The organism is uncultured Maritalea sp. (assembly GCF_937139385.1).
Taxonomy (GTDB): domain Bacteria; phylum Pseudomonadota; class Alphaproteobacteria; order Rhizobiales; family Devosiaceae; genus Maritalea; species Maritalea porphyrae_A.
Genome location: NZ_CAKZPW010000304.1, coordinates 1 through 19040 on the forward strand (window position 1 = coordinate 1; position 19040 = coordinate 19040).

20 protein-coding genes and 2 pseudogenes are annotated in these 19040 nt (G+C 50.3%); 11 read left to right on the forward strand and 11 right to left on the reverse strand.

What is annotated here, in order from left to right:
- Positions 1-437, reverse strand: a 437-nt coding sequence (locus Q0231_RS12450) for a magnesium chelatase domain-containing protein (RefSeq protein WP_299347891.1), incomplete at its 3' end; no start/stop codon positions are given.
- Positions 438-839: 402 nt separating this feature from the next.
- Between Q0231_RS12450 and Q0231_RS12455 the strand changes: the two genes are divergently transcribed.
- On the forward strand, positions 840-1748 hold the full coding sequence (locus Q0231_RS12455) for a LysR family transcriptional regulator (RefSeq protein WP_269393352.1): 909 nt from the start codon (positions 840-842) through the stop codon (positions 1746-1748).
- Between the two features lie 3 nt (positions 1749-1751).
- Here Q0231_RS12455 and Q0231_RS12460 read toward each other — a convergent pair whose 3' ends face one another.
- The 5 genes from Q0231_RS12460 to rsmI are packed head-to-tail and all read right to left on the reverse strand — an operon-like array spanning position 1752 to position 5614.
- Positions 1752-2687, reverse strand: a complete 936-nt coding sequence (locus Q0231_RS12460; protein WP_269393353.1) for an AEC family transporter — start codon at positions 2685-2687, stop codon at positions 1752-1754.
- A 59-nt stretch (positions 2688-2746) separates the two neighbouring features.
- Positions 2747-3388 (reverse strand): MarC family protein, encoded by a 642-nt coding sequence (locus Q0231_RS12465; protein ID WP_269393354.1) that lies wholly within the window; start codon positions 3386-3388, stop codon positions 2747-2749.
- Positions 3389-3405: 17 nt separating this feature from the next.
- Complete coding sequence (gshB, locus tag Q0231_RS12470; protein WP_299347892.1) at positions 3406-4356, reverse strand: glutathione synthase; 951 nt, start codon at positions 4354-4356, stop codon at positions 3406-3408.
- Positions 4357-4371: 15 nt separating this feature from the next.
- Positions 4372-4740, reverse strand: a complete 369-nt coding sequence (locus Q0231_RS12475; RefSeq protein ID WP_299347893.1) for a YraN family protein — start codon at positions 4738-4740, stop codon at positions 4372-4374.
- Positions 4730-5614 carry a 16S rRNA (cytidine(1402)-2'-O)-methyltransferase gene (gene rsmI, locus Q0231_RS12480; RefSeq protein ID WP_299347894.1) on the reverse strand — a complete coding sequence of 295 codons (885 nt, stop codon included), beginning with the start codon at positions 5612-5614 and terminating at the stop codon, positions 4730-4732. Before rsmI ends, Q0231_RS12475 begins: the two co-directional genes overlap by 11 nt.
- 145 nt (positions 5615-5759) lie before the next feature.
- Between rsmI and Q0231_RS12485 the strand changes: the two genes are divergently transcribed.
- Entirely contained in the window at positions 5760-6980 is a 1221-nt protein-coding gene (locus Q0231_RS12485; RefSeq protein WP_299347895.1) for a penicillin-binding protein activator, read from the forward strand.
- 12 nt (positions 6981-6992) lie between these two features.
- On the opposite strand, the gene hemW is transcribed toward Q0231_RS12485, so the two are convergent.
- From hemW to rph, 3 genes are read right to left on the reverse strand one after another with little or no spacing between them, the layout of a single operon-like run.
- Entirely contained in the window at positions 6993-8147 is a 1155-nt protein-coding gene (gene hemW / locus Q0231_RS12490; RefSeq protein WP_299347899.1) for a radical SAM family heme chaperone HemW, read from the reverse strand.
- Positions 8137-8775, reverse strand: coding sequence for an RdgB/HAM1 family non-canonical purine NTP pyrophosphatase (gene rdgB, locus Q0231_RS12495; RefSeq protein WP_299347896.1), 639 nt, complete (start codon positions 8773-8775; stop codon positions 8137-8139). Before rdgB ends, hemW begins: the two co-directional genes overlap by 11 nt.
- Position 8776: 1 nt before the next feature.
- On the reverse strand, positions 8777-9493 hold the full coding sequence (gene rph / locus Q0231_RS12500) for a ribonuclease PH (RefSeq protein WP_269393361.1): 717 nt from the start codon (positions 9491-9493) through the stop codon (positions 8777-8779).
- A gap of 177 nt (positions 9494-9670) precedes the next feature.
- Here rph and hrcA point away from each other — a divergent pair, with 177 nt between their 5' ends.
- Positions 9671-10756 (forward strand): heat-inducible transcriptional repressor HrcA, encoded by a 1086-nt coding sequence (hrcA, locus tag Q0231_RS12505; RefSeq protein ID WP_269393362.1) that lies wholly within the window; start codon positions 9671-9673, stop codon positions 10754-10756.
- Positions 10757-10857: 101 nt separating this feature from the next.
- Complete coding sequence (gene grpE, locus Q0231_RS12510; RefSeq protein ID WP_269393363.1) at positions 10858-11490, forward strand: nucleotide exchange factor GrpE; 633 nt, start codon at positions 10858-10860, stop codon at positions 11488-11490.
- A 57-nt stretch (positions 11491-11547) separates the two neighbouring features.
- On the opposite strand, the gene Q0231_RS12515 is transcribed toward grpE, so the two are convergent.
- The gene (locus Q0231_RS12515) at positions 11548-11973 is read right to left on the reverse strand and encodes a GFA family protein (protein ID WP_269393364.1); all 426 of its coding nucleotides are present in this window, start codon (positions 11971-11973) and stop codon (positions 11548-11550) included.
- Between the two features lie 70 nt (positions 11974-12043).
- Positions 12044-12664: an alpha-ketoglutarate-dependent dioxygenase AlkB gene (locus Q0231_RS12520; RefSeq protein WP_299347897.1), complete on the reverse strand. Its 621-nt coding sequence runs from the start codon at positions 12662-12664 to the stop codon at positions 12044-12046.
- A 314-nt stretch (positions 12665-12978) separates the two neighbouring features.
- On the opposite strand from Q0231_RS12520, the gene dnaK reads away from it, so the two are divergent.
- The 7 genes and pseudogenes from dnaK to Q0231_RS12555 all read left to right on the forward strand — a co-directional run.
- Positions 12979-14883 carry a molecular chaperone DnaK gene (dnaK, locus tag Q0231_RS12525; RefSeq protein ID WP_269393366.1) on the forward strand — a complete coding sequence of 635 codons (1905 nt, stop codon included), beginning with the start codon at positions 12979-12981 and terminating at the stop codon, positions 14881-14883.
- 102 nt (positions 14884-14985) lie between these two features.
- The gene (gene dnaJ / locus Q0231_RS12530) at positions 14986-16137 is read left to right on the forward strand and encodes a molecular chaperone DnaJ (protein ID WP_269393367.1); all 1152 of its coding nucleotides are present in this window, start codon (positions 14986-14988) and stop codon (positions 16135-16137) included.
- A gap of 71 nt (positions 16138-16208) precedes the next feature.
- Positions 16209-16751, forward strand: coding sequence for an NADPH-dependent FMN reductase (locus tag Q0231_RS12535; RefSeq protein WP_269393368.1), 543 nt, complete (start codon positions 16209-16211; stop codon positions 16749-16751).
- 4 nt (positions 16752-16755) lie between these two features.
- Positions 16756-17358 carry a histidine phosphatase family protein gene (locus Q0231_RS12540; RefSeq protein WP_299347898.1) on the forward strand — a complete coding sequence of 201 codons (603 nt, stop codon included), beginning with the start codon at positions 16756-16758 and terminating at the stop codon, positions 17356-17358.
- 69 nt (positions 17359-17427) lie between these two features.
- A pseudogene (gene pyrF, locus Q0231_RS12545) lies at positions 17428-18120 on the forward strand (orotidine-5'-phosphate decarboxylase); the annotation flags it as partial.
- A 78-nt stretch (positions 18121-18198) separates the two neighbouring features.
- Entirely contained in the window at positions 18199-18645 is a 447-nt protein-coding gene (locus Q0231_RS12550; RefSeq protein WP_299347900.1) for a GNAT family N-acetyltransferase, read from the forward strand.
- Between the two features lie 70 nt (positions 18646-18715).
- A pseudogene (locus Q0231_RS12555) lies at positions 18716-19040 on the forward strand (4-hydroxy-tetrahydrodipicolinate reductase); the annotation flags it as partial.

A 19040-nucleotide genomic window follows, 5' to 3' on the forward strand; every position in this document is an offset into this window, starting at 1 on the left:
GAGAAGGGCTGTTCCTCAGCAGTGGCAGCGCTGCCGCGTGCGCTGTTGTCGGCGGCGGTCATCGCGGCGGGCAGGGCTCCGATGACGGGAACGAGCGATCCGTCCAGCGATAGTTCCCCGAGAGAAATCGTGCGTTCGATTTCGTCCGCTGGAATGATATCCAAGGCGGCAAGCAGGGATAGTGCAATCGGTAGATCGAAATGCGAGCCCTCTTTGGGCAGGTCGGCTGGTGAGAGATTGATGGTGATGCGTTTGGGGGGCAGTGACAGACCAGATGAGGTCAAGGCAGAGCGCACGCGCTCTTTGCTTTCGCCGACTGCTTTGTCCGGCAGCCCGACAATATTGAAGGCGGGCATGCCGTTGGCGACCTGCACTTGCACGTCTACCGGGAGCGCTTGAATTCCTTGAAAGGCAACGGTTTGAACGCGAGTTACCATCACTGGGTCCTGAAAAATCCTTAAGTATGTCTCCAAGGCTAGCAGCCAAATAGATAAGACACAAGAACATTTCAGGAACAGGTTTATTTATGCCTAGATGGCGAACTTGAATCCAACAATCCAATATCCCTGAGGAGGTGGGGGCTTAGGACAACCATGCGGTCATTGGGAATTTTTCGCCGCTCAGACTTGCTCAAGGCACGAAGCGAAAGCTTGCGCTTCGCCAAAAACTCTTTGGCCAGGCGAATGAGTGAAAGCCTAGACTTTGTTTGATAGGATTCACGTGGAACATCTGAAGCTATATTGCAGGTCATTTTGATCTCCTTTGTTGACATAGGATGACGCGCTTTAGGGTTGTTGACCAACAAAAGCTCAGCTACCATGCATAAGGAGATTTTATGTATGGCTTTAGACCCCTTACCCCCATTGACCGCGCTTAGAGCCTTTGAGGCCGCAGCACGACATAAGAGTTTTACTAATGCTGCCAGTGAGTTACATATGACACAGTCGGCGGTGAGCTATCAAATTAAGCAGCTCGAAGATCGGTTTGGCGAACCGCTGTTCATTCGTGGAACACGGCAGGTGAGTTTATCTGAAGCAGGGGCGCGATTGGCACCTTCCATCACCGAAGCGTTTGAAATTATTCGAAGATCATTTGCTGAAGCGCGGGGGCAAGCCGACGACTTATTGACCATTACAACCGCGCAAACGTTTGCCAGTTCGTGGCTCGCCAAACATTTTGGCGCATTTACCATTTGTTGCGCTGCACTGGCCGTTAAATTGGATATATCAAGCACGGCGTATAGTGATTTTCAGTCAGCGGGCGTTGATGTTGCCATAAGAACCGGCAACGGCAATTGGCCCGGCCTTGTGGCGAAAAAGCTGATGCATTTTGACTATACGCCCATGTTATCGCCAAAACTGTTGGCCCAACACGACCTAAAAGAGCCCAAGGACCTATTGAAACTGCCTATGGCTAGTCCATCGGACCCTTGGTGGCACAGTTGGTTTAGCTCGATGAATGTGAATACCTCTGAGTTGAAAAAAGCAACTGGCCCGATTTTGGATGTTCAATATATTCATGGGGTTGCGGCGATATCGGGGAGCTCGGTTGCGCTGCTGACCCCCTCTTTCTATCGCGAAGAAATTGCTACGGGCACTTTAGTGCAACCGTTTGACCATGTTGAAAAGGAAGATCACGCGATTTGGCTGTGCTACCCAGAACGCCGTCAAAATTGGAAGAAAATCCAGATCTTTGAAGAGTGGCTGTTTCCCATGCTCGATCAAACCATGCCCGACAGGCGGGCTTAGTTTTCACAGCGGGATTTGTTTCACCAAGGCAATGACCACTGACACGGTAGCAACGGAGACGACGGTTGAAACCAAAATGGAGGCCGATATTTTTTGCGGCGCCACATCATAGTGCTGCGCCAGAATGTAAATATTGCCCGCTACTGGCAGGGCAGCGCAAGCAATCATGACGCTTGCGGCAAATCCATCAACGGGGAACAGCCAAAGTGCGGTGATGGCCACGGCGATAGGGTGGACGAATAGTTTTAAACCGCTCAACCAAAACGCAGGCACCAGACCACGCGCTTTGATGGTCGACAAGGATGCACCGATGGCGACCAAGGCGCCCGGTGTGGCTGCACCGCCAAGAATGGTCACAAAATCGTCAAGTGGCTGCCACATGGGGATGTTAAACCCGGACCAAATCAACCCGATGGTGATGGACACAATCATTGGGTTGGCGGCCAAGCCTGAAAGAGCAGACCGAAGTGCTGCGCTTGGCGAAGATGATCCTTTGGACGATGTCACCAAAACAACCACCAAAGAGCCGAAAACCGTTAAATCCATAGCCAAAACCAGAATGACCGGCCCGATGGCGGCTTCACCCAACAATAACACCAACATGGGCACGCCCAGAAAACCCACGTTGCCAATGATGGATGTATGGGCTTCAAACGCCATTTCAGCGATCGTCAATCCGCGCTGGCGTGCCACCAGCGCCGCGACGGCGTAAACTGCAAAACTGCCCACCAAATAAGCGCCCACAAAGGCCCAGTCAAAAATTTCGCCCAACGACAAGTTGGCTGCAAAGCGAAACAGCATGGCGGATAGGGCAAAATAGAAGACGAATTTTGTGAGGTAAGCAATCGCTTCTTTTGAGAAAAAGCCGGTACGGCCCGCCCCATAGCCTAAAGCGATGAGGGCAAAGAACGGCAATGTTTTCAAAAAGATTTCAAGCATGAGGCAAGATTAGCGCCAACCGATTGGCATGACGAGCCGGTTTAGTGACAATCAGTCTTTTATGTGAGACCGGGGATAAGACCCGAGGTGCGAATACCATCAAAGATGAACTGAACGGACAGGGCCGCCAGTAAAACACCCACAACCCGAGACACCACATGCAAAATGGTCACGCCAAGGATCTTTTGCAGCTGGGTCGCACCAAGCAACAACAGGTAAGTGGCCATAAGAATGGTCATCAACCCGCCCACAACTGCAGCTTGCCGAGCATGATCGCCAGATGCATCGGCGATTAAAAGGATCGTCGCCCCGATCGCACCAGGCCCAGCAATAAGGGGCGTAGCCAGTGGAAATACCGAAATATCGTTGCTGGACGCGGCTTCTGCATTTTCCTCGTCGGTGGTAGATGTGGCGCTAGAATCGCGCGCGAACACCATATCAATGGAGATCAAAAGCAACAAAATACCGCCCGCTGCGCGCAAAGCAGGCAGACCAATGCCAAAAATGTGCAATATCGCTTCGCCGAACAGTGCGAAGAACAAAAGCACCAAACCACCGATTACTGTGCCTTTGAGCGCCATGGCGCGGCGCTCTTTTGCCGATGCACCTGCGGTCAACGCCGCAAACAACACCACAATATCTGCCGGACCAATGGTGGCAAAATAGGTAGTGAGGGCAATCAAAAAGGTGTCTAGCGGCATGAGGGCACTCTAGCGGTTTAGCGCCGCTTTTCAATAGCGTCGAGAATCAACACCGCAATGTCAGGCCCGCCAAAGCGCTTGATCTCACGAATACCTGTTGGCGAAGTCACATTGATTTCGGTAATATAATCGCCGATCACGTCAATGCCGACAAAAATGAAATCACGTTGCTTAAGCGCTGGAGCAATTTTTGCGCAGATTTCAAGATCACGGGGGGTGAGTTCAACAAATTCAGGGCGACCGCCCACATGCATGTTGGAGCGCGCTTCGCCTTCTGCGGGTATGCGATTAAGCCCCGCAACGGGTACGCCATCAATAATGATAATGCGTTTATCGCCTTTTCTGACATCGGGTAGATATTTCTGGATCATGAAGGGTTCGGGAAAACTATCCTCAAACATTTCGAGCAATGAAACCAGGTTTTGGTCGTTTTCGCGCAGCAAAAATACGCCTGCTCCCCCATTGCCAAACAGGGGTTTGACGATGATATCGCCGTGGGTTTCGCGGAATTTAACGATCCGGGACCGATCACGGGTGACCAGAGTTGGCGGCATAAGATCTGGAAATTCAGTGACCAGAATTTTTTCAGGGGCATTGCGCACAGGTTCAGGTGCATTCACCACTAGTGTTTTGGGGTGCAAACGCTCCAACAAATGGGTGGTGGTGATGTAATTCATGTCGAACGGGGGATCTTGGCGCAGCAAAATCACATCCAATTCTGACAGGTCAGTGATTTGACCTGCGCCCAGTTCGAACCAATTCTTCGTGTCGTCCATCACTTTGATTGGGAAAACCTCAGCGCTGACCACATTGTTTTCAAGCGCCAGCGTGGCGGGTAGATAATAAAAGACCTCATGACCGCGCGCTTGGGCTTCAAGCATCATGGCAAAGCTGCTGTCACCAACGGGGTTGATGCTTTCAATTGGGTCCATTTGCACGCCAATTTTGAGTTTTTTCGCCGTTGCCATAAAGCCTTTATCCATTCAATTTGTTTGAAACGCGTCAACGATATGCACAGGCCAGAATAAAGGTGCAAGGCCGATCACATCAAATCTTATTGTTCGGGTCTGATATTGTGGGTTTTGAGAAAGCCAATATTGAGCTGCAGAGATGATCCTGTCTTTGCGTACCGCTTCAAAAGCTTCGCCCAAATGCTCTTGCTTGCGCCGGGCTTTCACCTCAACAAACACAAGCATTTCGCCGCGTTTTGCAATGAGATCAATTTCACCGCCTCGTGCTCTAAATCTCTGGTCAATGACGCGAAAGCCTTTGAGTGACAAAAATATCTTTGCCCAAAATTCACCTTTGCGGCCAAAATGCTCAGCTTTTGTGCGTTTTGAGCTATTCGGCATTTTTCAGCTCAAGCGCTATTTGATAGACTTGCTTCCGTTTCAAATCAAAGTCTGCGGCAACTTTGTCCACTGCTCCGCGCAGGGGCATTTCTTCCATCAAAGTTTTCAGCACTGCCCGCCATTGATCGGGGTCAACCTGTGCCAGTTTGCTTGCGCCGGCCACCAAGATCACCACTTCGCCTTTTACCGTTTCACCAGCAAATTCATCGGCCAACTCGCCCGCTGTGCCCCGATAAAGCGTTTCAAAACGCTTTGTCAGTTCACGCGCCACAACAACTTGCCGGTCAGAGCCAAACACTTGCGCCAGAGCGCTCAAGGTGGCGCTGGTGCGTTTGGGTGATTCATAAAAAATCAATGTTGGTTGATGGGTTTTAAGCTCTTCTAACCTACTTATGCGCGCGGCTTGTTTGGGCGGCAAAAAGCCAAAAAAGCTAAAACTATCCGTTGGTAGGCCGCTCACCGCCAACGCGCTCAATACAGCAGATGCGCCGGGAATGGCGATAATAGAAATGGTTTCTTCAGCGGCCATTCGAACCAAGGGGAAGCCTGGATCAGAAATCAGCGGGGTGCCCGCATCTGATATCAAGCAAATGGCTTTGCCTGATTTTACCTCATCCACAATATTTTGCGCTTGGGCCATTTCATTATGTTCGTGCAGCGATGCCTTTTGGGTCTTTATGCCGTAGGCGTTTAACAGCTTGGCGGAAGTGCGCGTGTCCTCACAAAGGATCAATTCAGCGCCCGCCAAGGTTTCCAGCGCCCGAACGGAGATATCTTTGAGGTTACCAATCGGGGTGGAAACCAAATATAGGGCTGGCTCGAGCTTGGGCGCTACAAATGCATGACCAGATATAAGAAATTGATGTTCCGCCATGAAATCTGCTCATTGTCCAAATATTTGTTCAATTGACTCTTTAAGCTTTGCAGCCTGTTTTGTATAGCTATTGGAGCAATTGCGTATTTTGGCGTAAGACCAAGAGCACAATAAGCGGCAAAAAATAAACTGGGGTACTTTAGCGATGTTGGCATTCAACTTGAAACCTTTGGCGGGCGGCGCCAAATTGGCAGCAAGTCTTCTTGCGGCGGTTGGGCTTTTTGCCTGCACACCCGATTTCAATTTTGGCCCGTCCAACCTATCCAACAACCAGCAAAAACCAGTGCTGCAAGGCAATCTACCCCCAGCCAGTGGCGAAACCCTAGGCGATGGGCCAGTACGTGTGGTTTTGTTGACGCCTTTGAGTGCTGAAGGCGGCTTGGGCACTGTGGGCATTTCGATCCGCAATGGTGCCAAAATGGCAATTGACAAAATCAAATCAAACAACCAGTTCGCTTCCAATATCCAAGTGGTGGTCAAAGACACAGGTGGTTCTGCGGTAACGGCCAAGGCGCTTGCCACACAGGCTGTGAGTGAAGGCGCAAGTCTGATACTTGGGCCACTTAGAGCCGACGGCGTGCGGGCAGCAGGCAGCGTTGCGCGAGCGGCGGGCATTCCCTTGATTGGCTACTCCAACAATTCAGGCGCGTCCGCCCCCGGTATCTATTTGTTGAACGTCTTGCCTGAATCTGAAGTTTTGCGCTCAATCAAATATGCCCAGAATTTTGGCCGGAAGAATTTTGCCGCCATCGTGCCGCGCACCGACTTTGGGCAAATCCAAGAGGGCGCATTCCGTGTTGCTGCCTCAGAAACGGGCGCGGCAATCCACGGGATTTACCAATTCTCGAATGAAGAAGAAGCGCGCACAGCTGTTGAGCAATTGGTGCCATTTTTGATTTCGGGTACGGTTGACGCGATCTTTTTGCCTGACCGGGCAACTGCCCCTTCAATTGCAGTGCTGCTTGAAAGCGCACAAATTGAAAAGTCTGACATTACAATTATTGGCTCGGCTGACTGGGATGGCGACGTTAAAGTTTCTCAAACGCCTTTCTTAACGGGTGCCTTTTTTCCCGCGGTGGATGGTGCCGGTTATGAACGTTTGAAGCCAGAATATGAAGCCATTTATGGGGTGGCGCCACACCCAATGGCAACCTTTGCCTATACATCCATATTGCTGGCAAACTCCTCGTCCCTAGCCAATGCAACACCACGCTATGATCGCAATCAGCTAACACGTCCAAGTGGATTTGCAGGCCAAGATGGGGTGTTCCGGTTCTTTGACAATGGCACAAACCAACATGCTTTGGTGGTGAAGCAAGTGGTAATAGATGGCAGCCGGATCGTTGACGGGGCGAAGATGCCCTAAGGGGTTTACCCCTTAGGCCGCAAGATCTGCCACAACAGCGTCAAGCACGGGCCAACCTTTATCGGTGACCCTTAAGTTGCCATCTTCCAGCATTTCGACAAAACCAATCCCGGTGAGGTGGTCGATTTGTTCTTGGCGCAGTTTTTGCCCCGCAAGCGCTTCAAAACGAGCTGGAGAAATGCCGGTTTTAAGGCGCAAACCCATCAGCAAATATTCGTCTGATTGCTCGCCGCGACTTAGGGCCTCAAACTCAACGAACCCATCGCCTTTTGCACTTACATATTCAGCCCATTTGAATGGCATGCGCTCAGTGGCGGTGGCGTGGCGCTTACCTTCAATCAATAAACGTCCATGTGCGCCTGGGCCGATGCCCGCATATTCGCCATATTGCCAATAGGTTAGATTGTGGCGGCTTTCTTCGCCCGGCGCGGCGTGATTTGAAATCTCATAGGCCGGTAAACCACGCGCATCGCAGATTTCTTGGGTCAATTCATAAAAGTCAGCTGACAATTCGGGGCCGGGCATATTCAACTTACCGGCATGAAACAGGTCATAATAGCGGGTGCCCGATTCAATGGTCAGTGCATAAAGCGAGATATGTTCCCGGGCTAAATCCAGCGCTTCGTTCAATTCTTCGCGCCATTCGTCCAAAGTTTGGTTGGGGCGGGCATAGATTAAATCGTAGCTGACCCGATCAAATATCGACTGGGCCAGTTTGACCGCCGCTTTTGCGTCTTCGACTGAATGCAAACGCCCGAGCGCAGCTAGTGGCTCGGCGCGCAAAGACTGTACCCCGAGCGATACCCGGTTAACGCCTGCCAAGCGAATGGCTTGGAACTTTTCTCGTTCCACGCTTGTGGGATTGGCTTCTAGGGTGATTTCAACGTCGTTGGATAATTGCCATTTGGTGGAAATCGCATTGATGATTTTTTCAACCGATTGGGGCTGCATTAGGGAAGGCGTTCCCCCACCGAAAAAGATCGAGCGTACAGTCCGACCCGGCACCAATTCAGCTGTTTGGCTGATCTCGGTGAGATAGTTCTCAACAAAGGCCTCTTCGTCAAAGGGACCGCGATGCACATGAGAATTGAAGTCACAATAAGGGCATTTGGCCGCGCAAAACGGCCAATGCACATAGACGCCAAAAAGATCCGGCTCAATCGTCAGGGCAACAGTCCTTCACAAACAAAGAAAACGCACGCGAGCGATGCGAAAGTCCAATTTTGTCTTTAGACCAAGCGTGTTTTTCGCTTTCGCTCATTTCACCAAAAGTGCGCATGTGCCCATCGGGCTGGAACATGGGATCATAACCAAAGCCAGACGTGCCGCGTGGGGGCCATACTAATGTGCCTTCAGCTCGCCCCTCAAAGCATATTGTTTCGCCTTCGGGGTTGGCCAGGCACAAAACCGCTACAAAAGCGGCTGTGCGTTTACCCGGCGCCATTGCACCTTTTTCCATCAAAGAGGTGTGAACCTTGACCATTGCATCGTCAAAATTCTTGTTTGGTCCTGCCCAACGCGCTGAATAAATGCCAGGGTCACCATCAAGGGCGTAAACGCTTAGACCTGAATCGTCAGACAGCGCCCAAAGACTTGAGGCTTTGGTTGCCGCCAAGGCTTTGATCTTGGCGTTTTCTTCGTACGTTGTACCGGTTTCTTCTGGCTCGGGCAGCCCCAATTCGCCAGCAGACACCAATTCCAACCCAAATGGTTCTAAAAGCGTGCGGAATTCGCGTACCTTGCCCTCATTATGGGTGGCAACAACCAGTTTTTGGCCTTTTTGCAGCTTGCGCATATTAGTCCTTTAACGCCGCTTTTTGCAGTGCAACCAACTCATTGACGCCTTTTTGCGCCAAACCAATCAATTTTGCCAATTCGTCGGCAGAAAATGGGCTCTCTTCTGCGGTGCCTTGAATTTCAACAAAGCCGCCGGAACCAGTCATCACAAAATTTGCATCAGTTTCTGCCGCACTATCTTCGTCATAGTCCAAATCAAGCACCGGTTGGCCTTTGTAGATGCCGCAAGAAATAGCCGCCAAATGATCGCTGACCACATTGTCACCAACAAGGTCGCGTTCGCGCATCCATGACAGCGCGTCACTCATAGCCACAAATGCACCGGTAATCGCGGCTGTGCGCGTGCCACCATCCGCTTCGATCACATCACAATCCACCGTGATTTGGTTTTCGCCCAATGCTTTCATGTCGACCACTGCGCGCAAAGACCGTCCGATAAGGCGCTGAATTTCTTGGGTGCGGCCAGATTGTTTGCCCGCGGTTGCTTCGCGGCGCATGCGCTGACCTGTTGAGCGGGGCAACATGCCATATTCTGCGGTAACCCATCCCAAACCTTGGCCCCGACGCCAGGGTGGCAAATTGGTTTCAACGCTTGCGGTGCACAATACTTTGGTGCCACCAAACGAGATCATGCATGATCCTTCTGCGTGAGAAGAAACATGGCGCTCAATGGTAACATCGCGCATTTGGTCAGTTGCGCGTTTTGACGGCCGCATAGGGTTCCCCTTTTGTAATGCCCTTATCTTGTGGCTTTGCTTGGCTGAAATTGCAGCCAACTTCAAGGGTAAAGCGCTGCTTTTGATGATTTTTGCGAAAAATTTGAACGGCTAATCGCTTGGCGATCCAAGAAATTGCGCATAAATAGGAATAGAGTTTGGTTTAACGAGGCTGTTTTGAGCACACCACCTATCAATCAAGATTTTTTGTCGGTTCTCAATGAACGTTCGCAAGGCATTTTCAAACGCCTTGTGGAGCGGTTCATTGAAACGGGAGAGCCCGTGGGCTCGCGACAATTATCGCGCGCGCTGGAGGAAAGCCTTTCAGCGGCTTCCGTGCGCAACGTGATGGCTGATCTTGAAGATTTGGGCCTTATCGCTGCGCCGCATACATCTGCAGGGCGCGCTCCAACTCAGGCAGGGCTGCGGTTCTTTGTTGATGCCATGCTGGAAGTTGGCGCAATGGGCGCAGAAGAGCGCCGCAACATCGAAAAACATATTGATGGCGTCACCCAGCATGAAAAAATCGAAGATGTATTGGCCCAAGCCAGCCAAGTTCTTTCAGGTTTGTCACATGGTGCTGGCTTGGTGTTGGCTCCAAAAGCCGACATTGTTCTCAAACATATTGAATTTGTGCGCCTTGACGCTGAATTGGCGATGGCTGTTTTGGTGGGTGAAGATGGGCATGTGGAAAATCGGGTGTTTTCCATCCCGCCCGGGCTGACGGCGAGCGAATTGACCAAAGCGAGCAATTTCTTATCCCACCACATTGTTGGGCGCACCTTGCGCGAAGTGCGCTCGATGCTGCAAGCCCAACATATTGCCCATCAATCTGAGTTGGATGCGCTAACCAAACAATTGGTCGACGAAGGCCTTGCCACGCTGTCTGAACCTCGGGGCGATGAAACCCCAACCTTGATTGTGCGCGGCCGTGCCAATTTGATTGCAGACACCATGGCAAGCGAAGAGCTTGATCGGGTACGCCAACTGTTTGACGAGTTGGAATCAAAAAAATCAATCATCGATCTGTTGAGTGACACCCACGATGCGGATGGGGTGCGGATATTTATTGGTTCTGAGAACAAATTGTTCTCGCTTTCTGGCTCGTCTGTGATCCTTTCGCCCTATCGCGACCACAACGCCAATGTGGTTGGAATTGTGGGGGTCATCGGACCAACACGACTTAATTACGCCAAGATTGTACCGGCAGTGGACTATACCGCCCATGTGGTCTCCAAACTGATCAACAAACGCAGTGTTTGACGCAAATTTCATGTTCAATTGATTTGAGTGCTTGAAATTTCACGTTCAATGGTCGATATCCGGGGCAACAATTTCACTAAATAGACAAGCGAAACGACATAATGAGTGACGAAGAGTTCCAAAACGAAGCAAATCAAACTGAGCTAGACGAAGATCAGGCTCAAGAAAATGCTGCGGGCGAACAGGAAGCGGCGTCTCAAACACAAGTCCTTGAGGCTGAAAACGCCAAGCTTAAAGATCGGTTGTTGCGCGCTGTTGCGGAGATGGAAAATCTGCGCAAACGTACCGAGCGCGATGTCAAAGATGCCCGTCAATACGCAATGGCAAACTTTGCTCGTGACATGCTTACCGCAACTGACAACCTGTCACGTGCATTGATGACTATGGCACAAGAAGCCAAAGATGAAGCGGAAGGTCCGTTCAAATCCTTGATCGAGGGTGTTGAAATGACCGAACGCGAAATGCACCGGTTGCTTGAGAAAAACGGCATTACCAAACTTGAGCCAAAAGGCGAAAAGTTTGACCCGAATTTTCACCAAGCCATGTTTGAAATTCCAAATAGCGATGTAGCGGAAAACACCGTGATGGAAGTTATGCAAGCTGGTTATGTGATCGGCGAACGCGTATTGCGCCCCGCCATGGTTGGTGTTGCCAAAGGTGGCCCAAAGGTTGTGCCCATCAACAATGGTGATGACGCCGCAGAAACGGGCGAAAATTTGGATCGCTCAGTTTAATCTGTTCGATCCGTTTTCTAAGGTTTTAAACCGGCGGTTTTCCGCCGGTTTTTTTTATTACTCATTCGCCTCTGCAAAAACCTGTTCTGCGGTTTTGCGTTCGCTATTTTCATCTGAGAAAGCATAATAGTCAGGCTTTTGTTCAACAAATATCTCCTGCACCACTCTAAAATCCGCATCATCTTCTTGAAAAAGACCCGCAGAATAGAAATGCTCCATGGTGCCTACCGTTAGGTGGTAGAATAATGGGGTGCCGCATTTTGTGCAGAACCCACGCTCTGCCCAATCTGAGGACCTATAGCGCCCAATATGCTCGGCGCCCGTTGCTTCAAGCTTGTCGTCACCATGCAGAGCCAGGAACGCCGATCCGCCGCTCAAGCGCCGGCAAATAGTGCAATGGCACGCTCCGATTTTGGTGGCATTTGCGTTGACACTAATTTCCACTGCCCCACAAAGGCATGTTCCCTTGCGCTCATGTTTCATTGGTCCATCCCACTATTTGTTGCGATATTGTTCTCTCAATATTCTAGCAAACCGCTTTGTACAAATCTTGCTAAATTGATTTCGATTTTGTGACCCGCCTTAGGGTCAAATTCACCCGTCCGCCGTCTTGGAACACAGCGCTAGATGCAAGCAATTCAGAGCTATTTGGATAAATCTTGTCAATGCCATGAAAGGCGAGCCGCGTGTCCTTTTCCAACACCAGCGCATCGCCTGAACTAATGTCAAATGACGATGTTTTGCCGCCACGCGTCGTGCCCCCAAGCCGAAACCGCGCGCGGTCGCCAAGGGAAATGGACAATACCGGGGCATCAAGATCGTCTTCATCCTTGTCTTGATGCAGACCCATTTTGGCGCTTGGGGCATAATAGTTGATCAAACAAGCTTCAGGTGGAGCAGGATAGCCGGTCAGTTCATGCCAGAGGTCGCACAACATGGTGGGCATCTGGGGCCAAGGTTTGTTGGTTGTTGGGTGCAGTGCTTGATATCGGTAGCCTTTTTGTTGATCTGAAACCCAACCCAACTCACCAAGATTGGACATGCGCACCGAAAAGGCCTTACCTGTTCTTGGCATGGTGGGGGTGAAAAGCGGGGCGATTTCTAGTGCATTTTCAATGTGCTTGAGGAGTTCCACTTGCTCGGTTTTGGCGAGTTGGCCGGGGAAAATTCGCATGTTTTTTTGTTTTTTCCTGTCGCTTTTTAAATCAATCACGTCTATATAACCGCGCTTGTTCTTTACGGTCCAAATTATTCGCAAGCACATTGATCGATTAAGAGATGCAACAAAGGTCTAAGAGCCGGTTTCAAAGAATCTTGTCTTTGATGCTTGAAGCCCAATTTGTTGCTTCCTATATACCGATCAACAAGTGGATTGGGCACGGCGGTGCCTGAAACATGAATATGAGGGATCCGAACGGCTTTTATGCCGGTGAAAGACTGCTGGAAACGGGGTCAGACAAAGGGTCTGCCAACAAAGAGGTTTTATAAATGGGTAAAGTAATTGGAATTGACCTTGGTACCACCAACTCGTGTATTGCGATTATGGACGGGGCCGAGCCAAAAATCGTTGAAAACGCAGAAGGTGCGCGTACAACACCTTCAATGGTCGCGTTCACAGACGACGACCGTTTGGTTGGACAGCCAGCGAAACGCCAAGCTGTAACCAACCCGGAAGATACTCTTTTTGCGATCAAACGTTTGATCGGCCGTCGTTTCGACGATCCGATGGTGAAAAAAGATAAAGATCTAGTTCCTTACAAAATCGTCAAAGCTGATAGCGGCGATGCATGGGTTGAAGCAAAGGGTGAGAAATACTCCCCTTCACAAATTTCAGCCATGATCCTTCAAAAAATGAAGGAAACAGCGGAAAGCTATTTGGGCGAGCCGGTAACTCAGGCCGTTATTACCGTTCCTGCGTACTTTAACGACAGCCAGCGCCAAGCCACAAAAGATGCGGGCAAAATTGCGGGTCTTGAAGTTTTGCGGATCATCAACGAGCCTACAGCTGCGGCTCTTGCTTATGGTTTGGACAAACAAGAAGCAGGCATCATTGCAGTGTACGACCTTGGTGGTGGTACATTCGACGTTTCGATTCTTGAAATCGGCGATGGTGTTTTTGAAGTAAAATCAACCAACGGGGATACTTTCCTTGGCGGTGAAGATTTTGATATGCGCTTGGTTGATTATTTGGCGGACGAATTTAAACGCGAAAACGGCATCGACCTTCGTGGCGATAAGCTTGCGTTGCAGCGTTTGAAAGAAGCAGCTGAAAAAGCAAAAATCGAATTGTCTTCAGCTACACAAACCGAAGTCAACTTGCCGTTTATTACGGCTGACCAATCTGGCCCGAAACACCTTCAACTTAAACTGACACGCGCAAAGCTTGAGCAGTTGGTTGAAGATTTCATCAAGCGTACGATTGAGCCTTGTAAAGCGGCGTTGAAAGACGCAGGCATTTCAGCTGGCGAAATCGACGAAGTGGTATTGGTTGGCGGTATGACCCGTATGCCAAAAATCCAAGAAGTCGTTAAAGAGTTCTTCGGCAAAGAGCCACATAAGGGTGTGAACCCTGATGAAGTTGTGGCTGCAGGTGCTGCTATTCAGGCTGGTGTGTTGCAAGGCGACGTTAAAGACGTTCTTCTTTTGGACGTAACACCATTGTCTTTGGGTATTGAAACATTGGGCGGCGTATTTACCCGCTTGATCGATCGCAACACAACGATCCCAACCAAGAAAAGCCAAGTGTTCTCAACAGCTGAAGACAATCAGTCTGCGGTGACCATTCGGGTTTCTCAAGGTGAGCGGGAAATGGCTGCGGACAACAAGGTTCTTGGCCAATTTGACTTGGTTGGCATTCCGCCAGCACCGCGCGGTGTTCCCCAAGTTGAAGTTACTTTTGATATTGACGCCAACGGCATCGTGAATGTGTCGGCGAAAGACAAAGGTACTGGCAAAGAGCAACAAATCCGAATCCAAGCTTCTGGTGGTCTTTCAGATGAAGAGATCGAAGCCATGGTGAAAGATGCGGAAGCAAATGCTGATGCCGACGTTAAAAAGCGCGAATCTGTTGAAGCGAAAAACCAAGGCGAGGCTTTGGTCCACTCAACAGAAAGCTCATTGAAAGAGCATGGCGACAAAGTCGACGAAGGCACACGCGAAGTTATCGAAGTTGCTTTGGAAGAACTCAAATCAGCGCTGGAAGGCGATGATGCGGATCTAATCAAAGAAAAGACCACAGCATTGGCTCAAAGCTCTATGAAACTTGGTGAAGCCATGTATCAGGCAAGTCAAGAAGGCGACAGCGACGAGTTTGATGGTGGTGAACCAGCAGCCGACGATGACGTTGTTGATGCTGACTTTGAAGAAGTTAAAGACGAAGACCAAAAGTCATAAGTCTTAACTGAACAAACCGATCTTGATTGGCGGGGCAGCTTGTATGTTTGCAAGCGGGTCCCGCCAACGATCTCGGGGCACCAATTTTGGAGCACCAGCGCCATGTCCAAAAAAGATTTCTACGATGTGCTAGGGGTTGCCCGCGAAGCGGATGACAAGACCCTTAAATCAGCCTATCGCAAATTAGCGATGAAATATCACCCAGATAAAAACCCTGGGGACGATGCTGCCGAAGCATCATTTAAAGAAGTTTCTGAAGCGTATGACACGCTCAAAGACGCGCAAAAGCGCGCAGCCTACGACCGATTTGGCCATGCCGCCTTTCAAAATGGTGGCGGACAAAACGGATTTGGCGCCGATTTTTCTTCATCCATGTCTGACATTTTTGAGGATATCTTTGGCGACTTCATGGGCGGCCAAGGTGGGGGAAGACGCGAACGCAGCTCTGCGATGCGCGGCTCTGATTTGCGCTATAACCTTGAAATATCGCTAGAAGAGGCCTTTGAAGGGCAAACCGTTGATATCGACGTGCCTTCGATGGTGAGTTGCGATACGTGCGAAGGACATGGGGCCAAACCTGGCACAGGTTTTTCAACATGTGGCACTTGCCAAGGACACGGCAAAGTGCGCGCAGCTCAGGGCTTTTTCACCATTGAGCGCACCTGCCCACAATGCCATGGTCGTGGCGAAACAATGGACCAACCTTGTACCGATTGTTCGGGCCAGGGACGCCGACAAGAATCTCGCTCATTGTCTGTTGATGTGCCAAAGGGCATTGAAGATGGCACCCGCATTCGCCTTTCAAGCGAAGGGGAAGCGGGGATGCGCGGCGGACCTTCGGGTGACCTTTATATTTTCGTTTCTATCAAGCCTCATGATTTGTTCCAGCGCGATGGTGCTGACCTTTTCTGTCGGGTCCCCATTTCAATGACCACTGCCGCGCTTGGTGGCGAGTTTGAGGTGCCTGCTTTGGGCGGAGGCCGCGCGAAAGTGAAAGTGCCTCAAGGTACACAAGCTGGACAACGTGTTCGCCTTAAGGGCAAAGGCATGCCAGTTTTGCGGTCGCAGCAAATGGGTGATCTTTACATTCAAATGGATGTGGAAACACCGCAGAACCTGAGCAAACGGCAACGCGAATTGCTTGAAGAATTTGACGAGATCACAACCAAAGAAACCAATCCAACCTCCGCGGGCTTTTTCAAGAAGATCAAAGGCCTATTTGAAGGATTGAGCGAGCACGCCCGCAAGGATTAAGCGTGGTTTTGATTTGCGGGTTGTCATCTGAAAGCTGATCTGATCCGTCATAAAATGGATAGGGGCAATCAATGACGAAAATTCTGGCGATCTCTGGATCGATACGCAATGATTCATATAATGCACAATTGGCGCATATGATGGTGCGCCATTTGCGCGAACGTGGCGCAGATGCGGCCTATTTGGATCTCGCCAATTTTGACATGCCCTTGTTCAACGAAGATTTGCCAGCCGAACAGCAACCCGCTTGTGCTTTAAAACTGGCCAATCTCTTGGCGAATACCGATGCGGTATTCATCGCATCACCTGAGTATAATGGTTCACTAACGCCCCTGTTGAAGAACACAATTGATTGGGTGCACCATCAAAAACTTGGCGCATTTTCTAAAGCCACTTTTGGCATTGCCTCTGTGTCCAGTGGCGCCCTTGCCGGCATTATGGCACTTTCGCATTTGCGCGATGTTCTGTCTAAAGTGGGTGCCTTAATCGCCCCGACCGCGCTTGGTGTGGGCATGGCAGCCGATGCATTTGATGACAAAGGCGAGCTTTGCGACCAACGTGTTGCCGCACGGGCACAAGCTTTGTTGCATGAGCTGATCACCATTAAACGCTGACCATATGTCTGTAGCGACCTATCTTACCCACCCCGAAGTCAATATTGACCCCAATGTGCCAACACCTTGTTGGTCTCTGTCGAATATAGGGAGGGAGCGTCTTCAACGTGCGATTGGTCGGGGCATTTTCGATCACATTGAATTGGTTATCGCCTCGAGTGAACAAAAAGCGTTGGATGCTGCGGAAATTATTTGTGATCGGCAAGACCTGCCGTTCCTTGAAAACTCTGCATTTGATGAAAACGATAGATCCAGCACAGGCTTTTTGGCCGCCGACGCGTTCGACACCGTAGCTACCCAGTTTTTTGAACAACCTGACAAGAGTGTTCGAGGCTGGGAAACTGCCATTGCTGCGCAAAATCGAATTGTGGATGCCGTGCATAAGTATTTAACCCAATTTGAGGACAAACGGGTTTTGTTTGTCGGACATGGCGCGGTTGGCACATTGCTGAAATGCCATATTGGAAAACGTCAGATATCGCGAGATGAAGATCAACGCCTAATGGCAGCCAAAGGTGGCGGCAATGTTTTTTCTTTCGATTGGGCTAACCGCACATTGCTTACAGACTGGGTATCGCTTGAGGATTGGCCATCTGGACAACATTAGCTTGTTGTTTTTGGCGAACTATGCCAGTTAACAACTCCGACATGCTATCTTGCCGGAGCCACCTTGCCTATGACCAAAGCTACCCCTCAATTGATCACCGCCCTTGATGTTTCCACCCGCAAAGAAGCGGAGGCATTGGTTGAAAGAATTGACGATAATGGGGTGTTCTTTAAAATTGGCTATCAGTTGATCTATGGGGATGATGGGCTTGGCTTGGCCAAAGCGCTCAAAGCGGCGGGCAAGAAAGTCTTTTGTGACGTCAAGCTTTTGGACATTCCCAACACGGTGGAAAAAGGCGTCGCTGGATTGGTTGAATTGGGCGCAGATATTGTGACCATTCATGCAGAACCTCATTGTATGGCCGCTGCCAAACGCGCAGCTGAAGGCTCAGCAACTAAGCTAATGGGCGTCACTGTGATGACTTCACTTGATGATGAGGATCTAAAAGCCAGCGGATACGCATATGGCGTGCGTGATTTGGTGGAACGCCGCGCCAAACAGGCCGCGGGCGAAGGCATTGATGGGGTAATTTGTTCGGCCCATGAAATAGAGCTGGTGAAACAGGCCAGTGGCGGCAAATTGATGGCGGTTACGCCAGGTATTCGACCAACTTTTAGTTCTAGTGACGACCAAAAACGGATCATGACCCCCACACAGGCCATTGAAATTGGTGCCGATCATTTGGTGGTTGGCCGTCCGATTTACCGTGCGAATGACCCTTATGCTGCAGCGGGTGCTGTGAACGCTGAAATTGCAGCAGCCAATGCGATCATTACCTCGATTCGCCCTGCCGATAGCGCAGATGCAGAGCGGTTGAAGGAAATTGAAGATGATGCGGCAATGCTATTCAAACAATTGGGCGGCGCCTTTACTCAGCTGGACTATTCTGCCAAATCACCTGCATTTTACGCCAACGCTATTGGGCAAAATCAAATAATCTGGATGGCTGAAGTCCGCGGCGAGCCTGTTGGCTTTCTGCGCGCGAAACCGGTTGATGACGTTTTGTACTGTGCGGAGATTTCGGTTCTGCGCCAGCATCAAGGCAAGCGTATTGGCGAACGGCTTATCGCCCACTTTGTCGATTTTGCCAGAGCGAATGGCTTTGCAGGTGCGGCGGGTGTGACCTATGAACATGTGCCATGGAATGGTCCATATTATCTACGGCTTGGGTTCAATTTGTTGCCAGGGGACCAGATTGGGCCTGAATTGGCGCAAATTATGTCATCTGAAGTTGAAACGGTCTTGTCTAAAGCGGGCAATCGCATAGTCTTTGGCAAACGGTTCTAATCTGTGCCTATCGCTAGCGGTAGGTTCGGTTTTTATGTTAAATCAATCTCAAAACAGGATTGGCAGATCAATGCAAAAAATCACAGTTTTGGGCGCAAGTGGCCGAATGGGCCAAGCCAATATTCACGCGATTGCGCGTATTGATGGCGCGGCGCTTTTTAGCGCGCTTGAGCGTGATGGTGTTGTTGCCATTGGCAAGGATGCGCGTGCGTTAGCAGGGCTTGAGCCATCCGGTGTGCTGATTACCTCAGATGTAGACGCCGCCCTTGATGGCACAGATGCAATTATTGATTTCACCGCGCCACAGGTTAGCATTGATTATGCCAAGAAGGCGCATGCCCTGGGTTTGGTGCATGTGATTGGCACAACGGGCTGGACACCAGAAGAAGATGCCG

Coding starts and splice junctions, on each gene's coding strand:
- Q0231_RS12540 (WP_299347898.1), top strand. CDS start 16,756: ATGTCTGTAGCGACCTATCTTACCCACCCCGAAGTCAATATTGACCCC.
- Q0231_RS12455 (WP_269393352.1), top strand. CDS start 840: ATGGCTTTAGACCCCTTACCCCCATTGACCGCGCTTAGAGCCTTTGAG.
- dnaJ (WP_269393367.1), top strand. CDS start 14,986: ATGTCCAAAAAAGATTTCTACGATGTGCTAGGGGTTGCCCGCGAAGCG.
- gshB (WP_299347892.1), bottom strand. CDS start 4,356: ATGGCAACGGCGAAAAAACTCAAAATTGGCGTGCAAATGGACCCAATT.
- grpE (WP_269393363.1), top strand. CDS start 10,858: ATGAGTGACGAAGAGTTCCAAAACGAAGCAAATCAAACTGAGCTAGAC.
- rsmI (WP_299347894.1), bottom strand. CDS start 5,614: ATGGCGGAACATCAATTTCTTATATCTGGTCATGCATTTGTAGCGCCC.
- rph (WP_269393361.1), bottom strand. CDS start 9,493: ATGCGGCCGTCAAAACGCGCAACTGACCAAATGCGCGATGTTACCATT.
- Q0231_RS12475 (WP_299347893.1), bottom strand. CDS start 4,740: ATGCCGAATAGCTCAAAACGCACAAAAGCTGAGCATTTTGGCCGCAAA.
- Q0231_RS12550 (WP_299347900.1), top strand. CDS start 18,199: ATGCTATTCAAACAATTGGGCGGCGCCTTTACTCAGCTGGACTATTCT.
- Q0231_RS12520 (WP_299347897.1), bottom strand. CDS start 12,664: ATGCGAATTTTCCCCGGCCAACTCGCCAAAACCGAGCAAGTGGAACTC.
- Q0231_RS12485 (WP_299347895.1), top strand. CDS start 5,760: ATGTTGGCATTCAACTTGAAACCTTTGGCGGGCGGCGCCAAATTGGCA.
- Q0231_RS12465 (WP_269393354.1), bottom strand. CDS start 3,388: ATGCCGCTAGACACCTTTTTGATTGCCCTCACTACCTATTTTGCCACC.
- Q0231_RS12515 (WP_269393364.1), bottom strand. CDS start 11,973: ATGAAACATGAGCGCAAGGGAACATGCCTTTGTGGGGCAGTGGAAATT.
- rdgB (WP_299347896.1), bottom strand. CDS start 8,775: ATGCGCAAGCTGCAAAAAGGCCAAAAACTGGTTGTTGCCACCCATAAT.
- Q0231_RS12535 (WP_269393368.1), top strand. CDS start 16,209: ATGACGAAAATTCTGGCGATCTCTGGATCGATACGCAATGATTCATAT.
- Q0231_RS12460 (WP_269393353.1), bottom strand. CDS start 2,687: ATGCTTGAAATCTTTTTGAAAACATTGCCGTTCTTTGCCCTCATCGCT.
- dnaK (WP_269393366.1), top strand. CDS start 12,979: ATGGGTAAAGTAATTGGAATTGACCTTGGTACCACCAACTCGTGTATT.